Here is a 15,269-nt window from a genome sequence, read left to right as displayed (position 1 = left end):
TGAGGGCTACACCGTGAGCGGAAAAACACGCCCTAACAGCTTCAACCACCAGTATGGAACTGGCTGTGGGTCTTTCGGGGGTACTGGTTTGGCGTGTACACTATCTGGCTACTGGAACCCCTTGTTCACCTTATCATCGGTGTCACCCGCTTTGCTGATTTTCAGGTCGTCCAACACGTCGTCGACATAGTGTTTGAACCCCTCATAATTGCGCAGAATAAAGCCCATACCTCGGTAGTAGCCGAAACAGAATGCACCACCAGTCGACAACGCGAACAGCACAATAGTCATAGTTTTGGGGCTTTTACAGGCCATATCGTTCCGACGAGCAGGCCAGCCAGAAACGATATGGCGATGGTAGATAAGGTGTAGATCATACCTGCTTGCGGGCGGTCGACAACAGGTGATCGTGCAGCAGAAATTGTCGGCCCACCGGTTCGCCGTTGCGGTTGATCAGTTGCCCCAGTGGTTTACCGTCGATGCTTTCGGCTTCGATCCTGACCCGGCTGGCTTTATTGATCAGGATCGTATCACCGGGGCGTAGCGTGTACGATTTTAGCGTCATGGCCGCCGTCACGTCAGAAACATTCTGATGAGTGTCAGCTAATTCACGCTCTAAAACAGCCTGTGTTTTTTGTAGATTCTGGCGACGCATTTTGAGCGTTTGCATATCGAAACTGTTGGTGTAATCGGTGAGTGTCATGGTGTGTCAGTTCTGGTTTTTAATTTGGCTGACATTCTCCCGAGTAGCCTGGGCCTGGGCTTTGACCTCGGACATGGTTTTGCGCAGGCGGGTACCGGCCGATTTGTTGCCCTTGTTGTAGAAGGCGCTGGCGTCCTGTTCAGCACTCAGTACCAGGTGTTTCAGTTGCTCGTAGGGGTTCATTGGGGTAACGGGTTGATTGTGAATAAAAAGGGGGTTTCAGGTGGTTACGATTCGACAACAGTTACTTCGGTGGGGCGGGTAACGTTGACCACGAGACCCGTGTCGACCATGTGCCAAAACACCTCGATCGATAAGGTCGACGGATCGGATTCGCCAATGCGCAGCGTTTTGATGTGCGTTGTTCGAAAGTCGATGCCGAGCCCCCTGGTTACTTTCTCGACAATACAGATAGGTTGGTCGCGGTCGACGTGTTGCCACCAGGAATACAGATCGACGGTTCGGCGCGTCGGCTCCCATTTTTTGACCCGGCTACGGCTCAACACAATCTTAGGAGTGGGTTGCATTGGAGTAACTAGCGGTGCAGGCATGATTTGAGAAATCGAAAAGTGATTGGTGTATTTTTCGGTCAATCGGGTCAACCTTGTCAACCATACGTATAGCTGACTGAAAATCAGCGATGTATGATTTTTGTGTTGATGTGAAAGTGGTTGACAAGGGGTTGTTTTTGTTGACATTGGTTGACAACAAACCAGCTTTTTGGGCAAATGCGTCGGTCATTGGTGGGCATGAGCCTCTTTGGCCGACGTTGGAGGGGTGCCAGGCACGGGGCTCCGGTTGGGTATCGGTCAGCCTGGTTTCAGGGCTTTCTGGTCAACGATTGTCAACCATTGTCAACCGCTGTCAACCGCTTGGGCGGTGCGTTGGGCCTATTCATACTTTTTTAAAGAATTGATTTTTAAACAATTAGTATTAGCTGAAATGCCCAAAAACGAGCGGTTGACCAAGTTGACCCGGTTGACCAGTATTTTACTGAAATCAAAAAGCGTCTTCGGGGACGGGGCTTTCTGGATCGCCAAACACGTTCGTTTTTGGCCCCTTGGTGGGCTTGGTTTTGGGTCGCCCTGGGGTGGGGGCGTCGGGCGCCGGCGCGTCGCCCTGATCGGCCGTATCGTCGTCGTCGAGCAGGTCGTTCAGGCTGAAGTCTTCGATCGTTTCGCACAGGTATTCGTAGTCGAAGGCCAGGGCCGTCGAACTGGTCTTGCCAAACTTCACGCCCCGTACCTTGCCTTTGAACTCTTTGGCCGTGACCAAGTAGTGTCGTAGCGAACCTTCATCGAGGGCGTTTTTGGCGCCCACTTCCCGACTGGCTTTCTGGTAGAGCGTATGCACGTTGGCCAGGCGAATCATCAGGATCATACGGCCGGCCGGGTGTTGATCGTCGACCAGGCTCAGGCGTTGTTCCGATTGGCCGGCCGGCACGTCGAGGTCGATCCAGGCCTTGAACTCGAGTTTGAAATCCAGCCGGGGTTTGATTTGCCGGTTACGGTACAGGTACACGACGATCTTCCAGAACGTTGCGGTTTCTTTCGAGCCGGTGATCAGGCTGTTTTGGGCGCCGATGATGCTGTAGGCCGTTTGCCGTAGTTCGTCGTCTGTAAAGGGAAATTCCAGCTTGTCTTTTAAGGCCTGGTAGGTGGCCAGCAGGATGGCCATGTTCTTAGTGATCCGGTCGTCGATGCCGCGTTGTTTGAATCGTTCTTTGATCAGCACAAACTCGGCATCGAAGCACTTCAGAAACCGATCGCTGAAGACGTCCCTGAACTGAGCAATGTGGGCCGTCAGGTGCGATACGCCTGCCTTTTCGATCTCGTTGTTGAAGCGCTCCAACTGTTCGCGCTCGGTGGCCGTGAAGTCGGTTTTGGTGAACTGCAGCAGAATGCACCGCGTAAATAGAGCCGCGTCGGCGGTGGGTAGTTCCTGACCCGATATGATACAGCCCGACGATACGGGGATCGACTTGTTTCGGTTATCCTTGGTATTGTCGGATTTGGTGTGGCCAGCCCCGTCGTAGGCTGTTTTCAGCGATTGCACCCGGCCGTAATCGATACTATTCTGATACTCGTCGAACCACACCACGGCATTCCTGAACTCGGCAAATTGCTTGTAGAAAGCGACTGACGTGCCGGTGTTGAGCATGAACGGCGGCCGTGGTTGCCCAAACAAAAACATGGTCGACCAGGCCAGCGATGATTTCCCCGACTGCGGGGGGCCAAACAGGTATAGGTGGGGGAAAAACCGGAAGTGGCCAAAAACGACGTCGCGGTACAGGCAGGCAATGTAGAATAGCAATCCGATCCGGCCGTTTCCGTTCAGACCGTAAACGGTACAAAACTTCTCGGCGTACTCTTTGAAGGTGATCGGGCTTTTCATCAGAATAAACTGCTTTTGGGTTTGATATTCCTGGTCGTCTGAGAGGTAGATTTTGGACATGGCCGGCAGGAAGTAGCGCCGGCCGTTATGCTCGACGATACCGTACCCGTTCTCATCGAGGGGTACCCACTGGCTGTTCTGAATGCCGTTGCTGAAGGCGTAGAAGCCGTCAGGATGGTACCCGAGCGTCTTGATCTCCTGGGCCTCTTTGGATTCCTCGAATAGCTTCATCGTGATTTTGATGAAGTGCGTTTTGGTACCGTAGAAAATGAAGTTGCCTTTGCTCATGACGACCTCCGAGAAGCCGGCCACGTTGGCGAACTGTTTTGGATCGAGGTCGATTACCTTGCTCACCTTGTAAGCGTTGGTGATCTGGTAAATGCGTTTCGGATCTGATTTCGATTCGATCAGCAGAAGGGGCTTAATAATGAAATTGCTGACGGCCTTAAACACCCAAGTATCGTCGTCGCTGGCCTCGCGCTTGGTGGCGAAGTAGTAGGCGTTCTGATACTCGATAAAACCGTGCTTTCGGAAGTGCTTTCGGGTTTCCTTCTGGTGCCAGATAGCCATCGGTAAACCAACCTGATTCTCCCAGGGTACATTCTCGTCGTCGTCGACGTCCGATTGAGTCTCGGGTTGCTCGTCGGCCGTCGTTTCTACCTTGGCCCGCAGGAGCGTCAGTTCATGAGGGCTGATCAGTTCGGGCGTTTGCCCATCGCGGATTACGTCGGCAATGTCGGTGCCGTCGTGGCGGTTGGGAAACAGGTCGATCGTCGACCGCAGCAGCTTCTTTTCTTTCAGCCGGCGAATACTGCTGTTTTCCCGGCCGGCCTTGTCGGCATCACACAACCAGTAGCACCACCGACCCGCCAGGGCCGCCGATTTGGCTTCGGTCAGCCCGGAACACGAACCGACGGCGATCCAGTCGAGGTCGGGATAAAACCAGGCGGCTATCACGGCCGTCTTTTCAGATTCGACGATCATCACTGGCCGCAGCTGCTCGGGGTCGAGCAGGTGTTCACCGTATAGGCTCATGCCATATCGCTCGAGTTGGGTTTCGGGCGGCTGTTTGAGCGAAAAGGAATCAAACGACTTATCGCGCTTACCTTCGGCGGTGTACAAAAACCATTTGGCGTTTGTGATCCGGTTTTGGCTGTCACAATGCACAAAGACCGTCAGCGTCTTTTTGGCCTTTGTCTCGGCTCCCACACGCCAGCGGGCCAAGTGCTCGTAGGTGATCCCGATCGAGATACAGTAAGCGTGAAATGTTGATTCAGGATCGACGAGCGTTTGATTGATCCGGTCGAGCAAGTCGCCAGCGGGCAGGATAGTCGCGGGCTCAGGGGGCGGGGTGTACGTACCTTCCGCTTTCGGAATGACTTTGCCGGTCGGTACCAGCCAGTAACCACACTCATTTTTGCGCTCACACTTCCCAAAATCATCGAGTCGGTTGCCTGCCAGGTCTTCATAATACCGAAACTTGTCGTGATGGCCACACTGGGGGCAAATCCCTTTCTTCTTAGGGGCTTTTTCAAAGCGAAACGGGTAATCGGGCATAGGGAGGGAATTAGGCGCAGGCGCATACTTGAATCTGAGTGAACCCGGTAGCGGTATGGTTGACTAGGTAGGATCGGTCGCCGGTGAGTTGGGTCAGGTGGTTGGGTTTGGTTTCCAAACCTTCCAGGGTAAGCCTATCGGCTGTTTCAGCAACCGATAGGCCTGGGCAATACTCCGTGAACGAGCCCACTTGACGGCCCGCCCTGAAGTAGAATTTTTGAATACGCAGGTTGAGGGTCTTCATCAGATTTTATAGTGAGAAAGGATTTCACTGATTTTCTGAAGCGCGACCTCGGGGCTTCGGCCGAATTGCTGAACGACGACCCTGATTTCGTTGGTGCAGCTGCGCAGTTGATTGGCGGTATGGGCTTCCTGCTGGAATTTTTTGCGCATAGCAGAAACCTCGGCATAATTGTCGGGCATGGTAGTTGTCAGGAAAAATGAGAGAGAAATGGCCCAGTAGTGGGCAGGAGGGGAGAATGAGCGGGGTGACTAAACCCCTAGGCCCGTGTCAAACCAAGGGTGACAGCGAAAGGCGTGGTGTCGGCGTCGGTAAGTGTTTTTCGGATCGAGTGATCGAAAAGGTGATCCATGAGTTCGTCGGTAGGGCGTTTAAAGACGATAGACCAGAACGCATAATCGACAGCTTCAGGATTATTCAACCGGTTAGTAAACTGACGTTCCGTTAGCTTGAATTTTGCACACCAGGCCAATCTTACTCTAGATTTTTGCAACTCCGACAGTTCGTTGTACAGGGTTTTTACTTTGTTCATTTACTTTGCGTGTCTTGGAAGTGATGTTTCTTTGTGTTGCAGTGATATTTCGATACAAAGAAGTGAGGTTGCTTTAATACTTCAATAAAATTGAAGTAAAAAGATTAAAAAATATATTAAACGGTAGGTTTATGGCAAAACACATGGGGGAGGCTATTCATAAAATGGCTGTCGAATTAGGGTTCAAAGCTGAAGATATTGCCCCCGCGATAGGCAAGACTGTTGGAACCGTATACGGAATATATAGACGATCAAGTGTTGACACGGACACCCTCTTTACACTGAGCGCACTTTTTAAGAAGCCGATCGCGGCCTTCTTTGGTGATACGTATCATGTTGTGGCTCAGGGTAAATCTGATTCAAGCCAAAATCATACTGATCCAGGCGTGATACGAGATTACCAACACGAAATCGAGATGCTAAAGCTTCAAATCAAGCATAAAGACGAGATGCTATCTGTCTATAAACAGATGAGCACCAGGCTACCGAATGTGTAACAGAATTGTAACAAATGCCATCTGTAACAGGCGGATTTTGAACGGAAAAGAGCTAGTGTTTTGATATACAGGCGTGTATCATTGGATGAATAACTAGTCCGGCTCCCGGTACGAAAAAAGCCCTTGACTTCGGTCGAGGGCTTTTTTTATGTTCTTACTGGAATGGTAACGCCAACTCACTGGTCATTGGTTTTTCTGGGGCGGGGCTGTAATCCCTACCAAACAGCTTACCTGCAGATCGGTAAGGTATTTTGCCTGAGTGTATGTAAAAGAAGCTTATGGGAGATATCGTTTTCATGCATTGCATTTTCATATAGTAGTAAATATTAGATTGCAAGTCCCATGAACGGCAATCGTCGTTCCCCAGGGCGATAGTGAGTAGCAAGTGGCTAGTCTCATCTCTTGCGATTTATAAAGTCAGGGCTAACGTCCGAACCAGATTTCACAACTCAACCGCTCTTACCCATACCATACAATTTACGAAAGACAATGCAGCTTAAAGCCTTAACACCCGCTGAATCTCTTGAAAAGACGTACCGACTTCAGCCAACTACCCGCGAACAGATTGAAGGCTTTAAAACGCACTTTACGCGGCTCCTGGGTCACATCAATGAACGGGAAAGTGAAGAGAATGTAAAAGATCATTTGATGGACTTCCTGAAAGATGTCTATTACAAAGATGCCCATGTTGTAGCGCCGAAGGGAAAGACTGATTTCGTGATTCATTTGGGCAAAGACGCCACTACTCAGGCGGGTGTACTGTTTGAAGTAAAACGACCCGCCAACAAAGGCGAAATGATTACCCGGCAAAGCCTGAACACAAAGGCATTTCACGAACTGCTGCTGTACTACTTTCAGGAACGCGAACGATCAAAGAACAGCGATATACGGCACTGTGTCGTAACGAACGTTTACGAATGGTTCATCTTCGATGCCGCTCTGATTGATCGACTGTTCTACCGTAATACGCATTTAGCCAAAGAGTACAAGGCATGGGCAACGGGGCAAAAGGTAAGCCGCAACAACGAACTGTTTTACAATGAGATTGCAAAGCCCTTTCTGACGCAACTAACCGCCGATGAAGCAACGGGTGAATTACCCTTTACCTACTTTGATTTGCGGGACTATCAGGCCAATGTAGCTGATAAGGACAAAGAGAATGATAAAGCTTTGCTGTCGCTGTTCAAAGTGCTGTCACCAACGCACCTGCTGAAGCTTCCTGCTGCGACAGATAGTAACCGCCTGAACCCAAAGTTCTACGCTGAACTACTACATCTGATCGGTTTAGAGGAGATTAAAGACAAGGGTAAAAAGATAATCCGGCGGAAGGAAGCGGGGAACGGTTCGGCGTCCCGACGGGATGAAGGCTCTTTGCTGGAAAATACCATTATTGAACTTGACACAGCCAACAAACTGAGCCACATTCAGGACAGGACGATATACGGGCCTACGAAAGACGAACAGCTATTTGGGTTGGCCCTTGAACTGTGCATCACGTGGGTAAACCGGATTCTATTTCTAAAGCTGCTTGAATCGCAGTTAGTGAAGTACAACAACGGGAGTCGGGATTACGCCTTCCTGAAGCCGGATATGATTGCCGACTTTGACGAACTGAACAAGCTGTTTTTTCGGGTGCTGGCTACTAAGCCTTCTGAACGGCAGGCATCCATACAGGCAAAGTTTAGCAAGATTCCATACCTCAACAGTTCGCTGTTTGAACGCACTGATCTAGAAGACAGAACAATCAGCGTGAACGGGTTGGACAACAGCCTGAAGTTGCCGCTGCTGGCGAAAAGCGTATTGAAGGACAACCCGGCGTACAAGCACACCGCCGAATTGAATACGCTGACCTACCTGTTCGCGTTTCTCGATGCCTATGACTTTGCATCGGAAAGCCGGGAAGAGATTCAGGAAAAGAACCGGACGTTAATCAATGCCAGCGTACTGGGGCTGATATTCGAAAAGATCAACGGCTATAAAGACGGCTCATTCTACACGCCGGGTTTCATCACGGAGTATATGTGCCGGGAAACCATTCGTAAAGCTGTTGTGCAGAAGTTTAACGACGCCAAAGGCTGGCACTGTGCCGACTTTAACGACCTCACGAACAAAGACTTCGACCTGACCGAAGCAAATACGCTCATCAACGAAATACGGCTGTGTGACCCTGCCGTTGGCTCTGGTCACTTTCTTGTGTCGGCACTAAACGAACTGATTGCCGTAAAGTCGGACCTGCGGGTGTTGCAGGACGAAAAAGGCAAACGACTGAGGGGCTATACCGTTAGCGTGGTGAATGATGAACTGGTCGTGCTGGATGAGGACGATGAGCCATTCAGCTACCAGTTACAACCCGCTACGGCCAAACCGACGGCTGAACGGCAGCGTATTCAAAAGACGCTGTTTCAGGAAAAGCAGACCATCATTGAAAACTGCCTGTTTGGGGTCGATATAAACCCAAACTCCGTGAAGATTTGCCGCCTTCGGCTCTGGATTGAGTTGCTAAAGAATGCCTACTACACCGACGAATCAGGCTTTGTCGAACTGGAAACCCTGCCCAATATTGATATCAATATAAAACAGGGGAATAGCCTGCTAAGTAAGTTCAGCCTAACCGAAGACCTTAGCGACGTTTTCAAAAAACAACGGTTCAATATTCAGGCGTATAAAGACGCCGTACGGGCTTATAAGGAAGCCAGAAGTAAGGAAGCTAAAGGGGAGTTGCTGAACTTCATCAACGAAATAAAGACCCAATTTAGAGAAACCGTTAGTAACCGCGACCCGCGCCGGAAGAAGTTATCAAAATTGCGAGGAGAAAGAATTTTGCTAGACAGTGAATTAAGTATTTTTGGTTCTGAAAAAGACCCTAATCTAATCGAGTTCGAAAAGAAGAGGTACGACAAACTGATTGACCAGGCAAAAGCAGAAATTGACTCTATAGAGAATAACGCTCTTTACCGAGGGTCATTTGAGTGGAGGTTTGAGTTTCCTGAGGTTTTGGATGAGAAGGGAGACTATGTTGGCTTTAATTTAATAATTGGAAACCCTCCGTATGGCGTATCTATAAGAGATGGTTTGAGGGATGCATTAATAGGCAGTTTAGGTAAGGTTCCTGACTATGAAATATACTATTGGTTCATAAATGTTGCTTCAAATCTATTAGATACCAAGGGTATAGTATCTTACATTATTCCTAATTCAATTCTATTTAATGTTTATGCTCAAGATTATAGATTGTCATTGTTGAATAATTGGGCTGTTGAAGAGATTTTGGACTGTACTGACTTTAATATATTTAGCGAAGCTACAGTTAGAAATGTCGTCATCACGCTTAAAAAAGAGATCGTCTCTGATAATTTATATTTTAGGAGAACTGACTTGGCTAAAAATTTCAAAGAACTGATTCATGAGACTTTGCAATCTGTCAGTTATAAAAAGATAAAGGATAATAATTAAAACTGGGGAGTGGTATTCAAAAAGTCAGAAACTGTTTTGTCACTGATAAGCAAAATAAAAGCGGTAGGAGAGCGTGCTAGCAATTACTTTCCAGATATCAGCCAAGGACTTATAGCATACGATAAGTACAAAGGGCAATCAGCAGAAGTTATTGAGTCGAGATATTTTCATTCTTACGTTAAGCATAGCGAGAGCTTCAAGAGGTGGTTGTGGGGGGAAGATGTTACTCGATATAAAGTTGCTTGGAACGGTAAGGAATATTTAAATTACGACGGTGGGGTAGCAAATCCAAGAGAACCAAAATTTTTCTCAAAACCTCGAATATTGATAAGAGAAATTACCAATCCGAGAGTGTATGCAGCCTTTACTGAAGATGAACTCTATAATGACCCATCTATTATCAACGTATTAGAGAATAAAGAGGGTTACCCAATTTTGACTCTTTTAGCGATACTAAATTCCAAATTATTTACATTTTACCATTTTAATTCTTCTCCCAAGGCAACCAAAGGTTCTTTTCCTAAGATATTGGTAGAGGATGTAAAAAATTTACCATTACCAGGAGCAACGCATGAACAACATAAAAAAATAGAAGCTGCGGTAAAAGGTATTCTGAACGGTAAAGCAAGCGATGCTGATCTGGATGTGTCAAATTTTGAAAAAGAAATCGATTATATTGTATATAACCTTTTCGGATTAACGAAAGAAGAGATTGGAACTGTAGAGGGGGAAAGTGATAAATAAAATCATTATTGACTTGAAAGTATGTTCGAAGAAAGAAGTGCTGAAGTTGACGCAGTAATTACTAGCGACTATTCAAAAAAGAAGAGTGAACGCAAGTGTACTCTCAGGCTTATTCACACAAAAAAATTTGGTTGGGTTGTACACGTGGGTCAGGGAGCAGTGACCGGATGGGAGTATTTTGGTGTAGAAGGTAGAGAAAACTTTGCTGAAAGGTTTAGGAATGGATGGCTTGCCTGTGCAGGTGGAGGGGGAGAGGATGAACTTTATATTCCAGGAGATCAAATGCTTAAAGCCCTCACGGAATTAAAACTAGCCTGATAGATAAGATACACGGCACATTTTTGTTAGTTTATTCGATAAAGGGCTTTTTCAATAGGCTCGCCACATCGAAAGAGCTGTCAGCAGTTGTCGGCTCAGCCAGATCTGAAAGCTTGCCTGGGGTCGCCTTTCACCTTATGCCATAAATGGGAGTTTGGGTAGTAGTACTTCACCCGTAGGGCTGAAGACTCAAACTCTTTACTGTACTGGTTCAGATAGCCTTTCGCCACCATCCCCGGCAGGCGGGGACAGGCGAGCTGTTGTCCGTCAGGGACCGAGATTGATGACAAACACTGATGGTTCTGGTCGCGGAACGGATAGCGGAGCCGTCAACAAACTTCAATCCCAAAGGGGATGAGGGTTATGTTAGGGACGCTGCCGCGACTACCGGCACGCAGCCGGGCACAAGCCACCCGGGTTTGGCTACTGGTCGACGAGCGTTGTTTTGATAGAAGCGCCATCGGCCAGATCGTCGCTGGCGGTTTTCAGCAGGATGTCGCCCGGTTTCAGCTCGCCGAAAACCTGCGTCTGGCCAACAGCCTCATCGCCTTTCTGCACCGTTACGCGTTCGGCTTTGCCGTTCACTACTCTCTGCACAAACGTCCGGTCCATCAAGCTGATAACGGATGATTTGGGGACGTATAAACTGCCTTCCCCCGACGAGCTGACGGGCAGTTGCACCGAAGCGAACATCCCCGGCTTCAGCTTGCCGCCCGGGTTGGCGAAGTCGATCTCGACCAGTTCCGAGCGGGTTTCGGGCCGGACGTTGTTCGAGACCCGGCTGATCTTACCCGTAAAGGTCTGGTTGCGAAAACTGCGAACCGAAAAGTGTACCGGCGCGCCCAGGCGGATATCGCCCAGATAGGCTTCCGGCACCGCAATGCGCAGGCGGAGCCGGTCGAGCTGTTTAATTTTCAGGATGGGGATACCATTCTGTCCGCCCGGCCCCACAAACGCCCCCGGCGATAGCCGGCGGTCGGTGATAACGCCCGTGAAGGGAGCGGTGATTTTGAGGTAGCTCACCAGCTGCTGCACCGAGCGGTAATGCGCATTGGCGGCCACGATGCCCAGGCTGTCGGAGATGGCTTTGGTACGGGCCGACTGCAGGTCGGCGGGTGAGATGGCGCCCAGCGTGCGGCTGGTACGCAGCACGCGCTGAAAAATTCCCCGGCTTCCTTCAAACTGAGCTTCGGCGGCTTTTACCTTCGAATATGCTTCGGTCAGGTTGGCCGTTAGTTCGGGGGCTTCCAGTTCGGCCAGTAACTGCCCTTTCCGTACCTGATCGCCAATGTCGGCGTGCAGCGACTTCACGTAACTGCTGACGCGGGGGTAAAGATCGGTTTCGTAATAACTCTCCAGCTCGCCCGGCAGGCTCAGCGCCGTAGTGGGGCGGGCGGCCGTAACCCGAATGGCTTCGTAGCGGATTTCTTCGTTGACCGGCGTTTCGGCCATGTCTTTTTTTTCGGCGGGCGAACTGCTGCACTGGCTCAGTAGAAAGCCCAGGCCGGTCAGAAGCAGGGCAGGCAGCCCGCTGCGGATATTGCTGTAGGCAAGCATAGGGATAGCGAATTAACAGGTGAGGGGGGCTGGTTCCGGATGCGCTGGCTGATGGCCGTCGTAGACCAGGCTGTCCGGATCGTCGGGGTTGAGCGAGGGGGAGTCGAAGGTTGTTTTGCGCTGCACGGCCGCGAATACGACGGGCAGGATCAGCAGGGCCGCTACGGTAGAAAAGAGCAGGCCGCCAATGACCGCCCGGCCCAGCGGAGCCGTTTGCTCACCCGATTCGCCCAGCCCGCTGGCCATCGGAATCATACCGGCGATCATGGCCAGGGCCGTCATCAGGATGGGGCGGAGCCGGGCCGCACCAGCCACGCGTGCCGCCGTTCGGGCATCGCGGTACCGAAGGCGCAGCGATTCGGCATTGGTGACAAGCAGCAACGCGTTGGCCACCGATACCCCCACCGACATAATAATGCCCATATACGACTGCAGGTTGAGGGTCTGGCCGGTCAGGAGCAGCATGGTGAGCGAGCCCGCCAGTACGGCCGGAATACTGACCAGCACCACCGACGCGACTCTGAACGACTGGTAGTTGGCGGCCAGCAGCAGAAAGATGACGACAATGGCCAGCCCCAGCCCGAATTGCAGGCTACTCAGCGTTTCCTGAAGCAGCTTAGCCAGGCCCCGCAGTTCCACGATCGACCCTTTGGGTGGGTCGCCGGCGGCTGCTATGGCGCTTTGTACGTCGCTGGTAGCGGTGCCGAGGTCTTGGTTGTCGATATTAGCCGACACGGTGATAATGCGTCGGGGGCCAATTCGGTCGTATTCGCCCGGTACGGTGGTAGGCGTAACAGTTGCAATGTCGCCCAGCGTGGGGCGGAGCTGCCCTTTCACCAGCGGGATGGCCTGAATGTCGGCAATGGATTTCATCTGATCCTGCTCCAGCTGAATCTGTACCTGATAGGCAAACCCTTTCGACTGATCGAGCCACAGGTTTTTGGCCGTAAAGCGGCTCGATGCGGTTGCGGCAACCAGCGACTTGGCCACCTCGTCGGTGCTCAGTCCCAGCTGCGCAGCCCGCTCGCGGTCGATCTGGATCGATACGGTCGGGTAGCGCAGCGGCTGGTTGATCCGCAGATCGCGCAGATACGGAATTGTCCTTAGCTGACTCAGCAGGTGGCTGGCATAACGCTGCCCCTCGGTCAGGTCTTTGCCCCCGACCAGAATTTCGATGGGCGTCTGGGCACCCTGACTCATGATCTTGTCGGTCAGGTCGATGGGTTCGAAGGAAAGCTGCACCTCCGGCATGTGCTGGTGTACCCCCCGACGAATCTGTTCCTTAAGCGCGTCGAGCGATTGCACGGCATACTCGTCGGACAGGTTGACCTGCAGAACGGCTTCGTGGGGGCCGGCGTTGAACACATACAGTGCGCTGGTGCCGTAGCTGGACGGCGTCATGCCCACGAAGGCCGATGTGATGGCCAGGTGCTCCGCCCCGACGATAGCGCCGATCTGGTCGATGACCCGTTTGGTCAGCGCTTCGGTTCGCTCGATGCGCAGGCCCTGCGGCCCCACGATACGGACCTGAAACTGGCGCGCGTGGTGTTGCCGGGGCATCATGTCCTGCCCGATCTGTGTGAAGCCAACGCCGATCAGCAGGGCGCAAACCAGCCCGTACACGCTGATGACCAGGGCCCGGCGCCCCAGCAGGCTATCGAGCAGCCTGAGGTACCCCAGTTTGAACCGCTCGAACCCACTGACCTTGTCCGGGTGCTTACCTTCATAGACTTCCTGCTGTTGTTCGGTCGTTGCGCTGAGGTCGGGCAGGATGCTTTCGGCATGGGGCTGGGCGTGTGCGTGGGCTTTCATCCACCAGTTGGCCACCACCGGCACGAACGTCTGCGACAGGATATACGACGCGATAATCGAGAAGCCCACCGACAGTGAGAGGGGCAGAAACATACCGCGCGGCACGCCACTCATCAGAAAGGCTGGGGCAAAGACGGCCAGAATGCAGAGCGTGATGAGCAGCAGCGGAAACGCCATTTCCCGACAGGCGTCGAGAATAGCGCGGGCTTTCGGCCGGCCCATCTCCAGATGCTGGTGAATGTTTTCGATTACGACCGTCGCCTGGTCGACCAGAATGCCGATGGCCAGGGCCAGCCCCGACAGGGTCATGATATTGATAGTCTGACCCGTCAGGTTCAGCAGCAGGATTGCGGTCAGAATCGACACCGGGATGGTAAGAATAACGATCAGCGAACTCCGCCAGTCGCCCAGAAAGAGCAGCACCATCAGCCCGGTCAGGATGGCGCCCAGCCCCCCCTCGACCGCCAGACTGTGTACAGCCTGGGTTACGTAGACCGACTGGTCGAACGCGTAGGTGAGCTGTACGTCGTCGGGCAGCAGGGCCTTCATTTCGGGCAGTTTGGCTTTCAGCGCACTCACCACGCTCATCGTGCTGGCGTCTGCGCTTTTGGTGACAGGGATGTAGACAGACCGCTTGCCGTTGACCAGCGCGTAGCCCACGGTGACATCGGTACCATCTTCCACGCTGGCCACGTCGCGCAGGAAAACGGTGGGGCCAACGCCTTTGCGCAGCGGAATATTCAGAAACTCCGGCACTTTGTCGAGTACCGTGTTGCTGGGCGTCATCACCGTATAGTCGCCCATCTGCACGCTGCCGGCCGGTGAAATCTGGTTGTTTTTGACAACGGCCTGCACAATCTCGTCGGGTGTCAGTTCGTAGCTGCGCATCCGTTCCGGGTCTACTTTGATGACCACCGTGCGTTCGTTTCCGCCAAAGGGGGAGGGAGCCGACGCGCCGGGAATCTGGGAAAACAGCGGCCGGATGCGGGTCGACGCCAGGTCCTGCATCTCGCCCAGCGAGGCCCGGCGGCTGCTGAACACCAGCTGCCCAACGGGCAGGCTCGACGCATCGAAACGTACCACGGTGGGCGGTACGGTGCCCGGCGGCAGGTAGTTCATGACCCGGCTGACCTGGTTGGCCACTTCGCCCGATACCTGCGCCATGTTGACGTCTTCGTAAAACGAGCATTTAACCAGACAAAGCCCCTGAATATTCTTTACTTCCACGGCTTTGATACCCGACACATACAGGAGCTGATTCTGGTAGCGGGTGGCAATGAAGCCTTCCATCTGGGCGGAGGTCATACCGCCGTAGGGCTGGGCAATGTAAATCGTAGGCAGGTTCAGCCGGGGGAAAATATCGACCGGAATGTTCAGCAGGGCCAGTACCGCAAACAGGACGATGCCCGCCAGGGCAACGAGTACGGTAATGGGTTTGGCGAGCGCAGCTTTGATCATGGC

The 15,269-nt window shown here is 52.0% G+C and carries 14 protein-coding genes; 4 read left to right on the top strand and 10 right to left on the bottom strand.

The annotated features are described in order from the left end of the window. Positions 1 to 108 precede the first annotated feature (108 nt). The 8 genes from ACYVAC_RS11030 to ACYVAC_RS10995 form a co-directional block, all read right to left on the bottom strand. The gene (locus ACYVAC_RS11030) at positions 109 to 291 is read right to left on the bottom strand and encodes a hypothetical protein (RefSeq protein WP_461097714.1); all 183 of its coding nucleotides are present in this window, start codon (positions 289 to 291) and stop codon (positions 109 to 111) included. Between the two features lie 82 nt (positions 292 to 373). After that, positions 374 to 670, bottom strand: coding sequence for a hypothetical protein (locus tag ACYVAC_RS11025; RefSeq protein ID WP_461097713.1), 297 nt, complete (start codon positions 668 to 670; stop codon positions 374 to 376). Between the two features lie 39 nt (positions 671 to 709). Then, complete coding sequence (locus tag ACYVAC_RS11020; protein ID WP_461097712.1) at positions 710 to 886, bottom strand: histone H1; 177 nt, start codon at positions 884 to 886, stop codon at positions 710 to 712. Positions 887 to 930: 44 nt separating this feature from the next. Next, positions 931 to 1,230: a hypothetical protein gene (locus tag ACYVAC_RS11015; protein WP_461097710.1), complete on the bottom strand. Its 300-nt coding sequence runs from the start codon at positions 1,228 to 1,230 to the stop codon at positions 931 to 933. Between the two features lie 472 nt (positions 1,231 to 1,702). Then, the gene (locus tag ACYVAC_RS11010) at positions 1,703 to 4,654 is read right to left on the bottom strand and encodes a DUF6371 domain-containing protein (protein WP_461097708.1); all 2,952 of its coding nucleotides are present in this window, start codon (positions 4,652 to 4,654) and stop codon (positions 1,703 to 1,705) included. Between the two features lie 10 nt (positions 4,655 to 4,664). Next, positions 4,665 to 4,898 (bottom strand): hypothetical protein, encoded by a 234-nt coding sequence (locus tag ACYVAC_RS11005; protein WP_461097706.1) that lies wholly within the window; start codon positions 4,896 to 4,898, stop codon positions 4,665 to 4,667. Further along, positions 4,898 to 5,077, bottom strand: a complete 180-nt coding sequence (locus ACYVAC_RS11000) for a hypothetical protein (RefSeq protein ID WP_461097705.1) — start codon at positions 5,075 to 5,077, stop codon at positions 4,898 to 4,900. Before ACYVAC_RS11000 ends, ACYVAC_RS11005 begins: the two co-directional genes overlap by 1 nt. A gap of 77 nt (positions 5,078 to 5,154) precedes the next feature. Continuing rightward, positions 5,155 to 5,427 (bottom strand): hypothetical protein, encoded by a 273-nt coding sequence (locus ACYVAC_RS10995; RefSeq protein WP_461097704.1) that lies wholly within the window; start codon positions 5,425 to 5,427, stop codon positions 5,155 to 5,157. A 131-nt stretch (positions 5,428 to 5,558) separates the two neighbouring features. On the opposite strand from ACYVAC_RS10995, the gene ACYVAC_RS10990 reads away from it, so the two are divergent. From ACYVAC_RS10990 to ACYVAC_RS10975, 4 genes are all read left to right on the top strand, one after another. Continuing rightward, a complete protein-coding gene (locus ACYVAC_RS10990; RefSeq protein WP_461097703.1) occupies positions 5,559 to 5,924 on the top strand; it encodes a hypothetical protein in 366 nt (121 codons plus the stop codon). 489 nt (positions 5,925 to 6,413) lie between these two features. After that, positions 6,414 to 9,377, top strand: coding sequence for a type IIG restriction enzyme/methyltransferase (locus ACYVAC_RS10985; RefSeq protein WP_461097702.1), 2,964 nt, complete (start codon positions 6,414 to 6,416; stop codon positions 9,375 to 9,377). 9 nt (positions 9,378 to 9,386) lie between these two features. Further along, complete coding sequence (locus ACYVAC_RS10980) at positions 9,387 to 10,121, top strand: TaqI-like C-terminal specificity domain-containing protein (RefSeq protein ID WP_461097701.1); 735 nt, start codon at positions 9,387 to 9,389, stop codon at positions 10,119 to 10,121. Between the two features lie 21 nt (positions 10,122 to 10,142). Then, positions 10,143 to 10,439, top strand: a complete 297-nt coding sequence (locus ACYVAC_RS10975; RefSeq protein ID WP_461097700.1) for a hypothetical protein — start codon at positions 10,143 to 10,145, stop codon at positions 10,437 to 10,439. A gap of 423 nt (positions 10,440 to 10,862) precedes the next feature. Here the strand turns inward: ACYVAC_RS10975 and ACYVAC_RS10970 are convergent, their stop codons facing one another. Together ACYVAC_RS10970 and ACYVAC_RS10965 are read right to left on the bottom strand one after the other, a co-directional pair. Beyond that, positions 10,863 to 11,996, bottom strand: a complete 1,134-nt coding sequence (locus ACYVAC_RS10970) for an efflux RND transporter periplasmic adaptor subunit (RefSeq protein ID WP_461097699.1) — start codon at positions 11,994 to 11,996, stop codon at positions 10,863 to 10,865. A gap of 12 nt (positions 11,997 to 12,008) precedes the next feature. Continuing rightward, the gene (locus ACYVAC_RS10965; RefSeq protein ID WP_461097698.1) at positions 12,009 to 15,266 is read right to left on the bottom strand and encodes an efflux RND transporter permease subunit; all 3,258 of its coding nucleotides are present in this window, start codon (positions 15,264 to 15,266) and stop codon (positions 12,009 to 12,011) included. Positions 15,267 to 15,269: the final 3 nt, after the last annotated feature.

This window comes from Spirosoma luteolum (assembly GCF_054778875.1).
The sequence above is the reverse complement of the archived record's forward strand: the minus strand, read 5'-3'. Positions and strand labels throughout refer to the sequence as shown.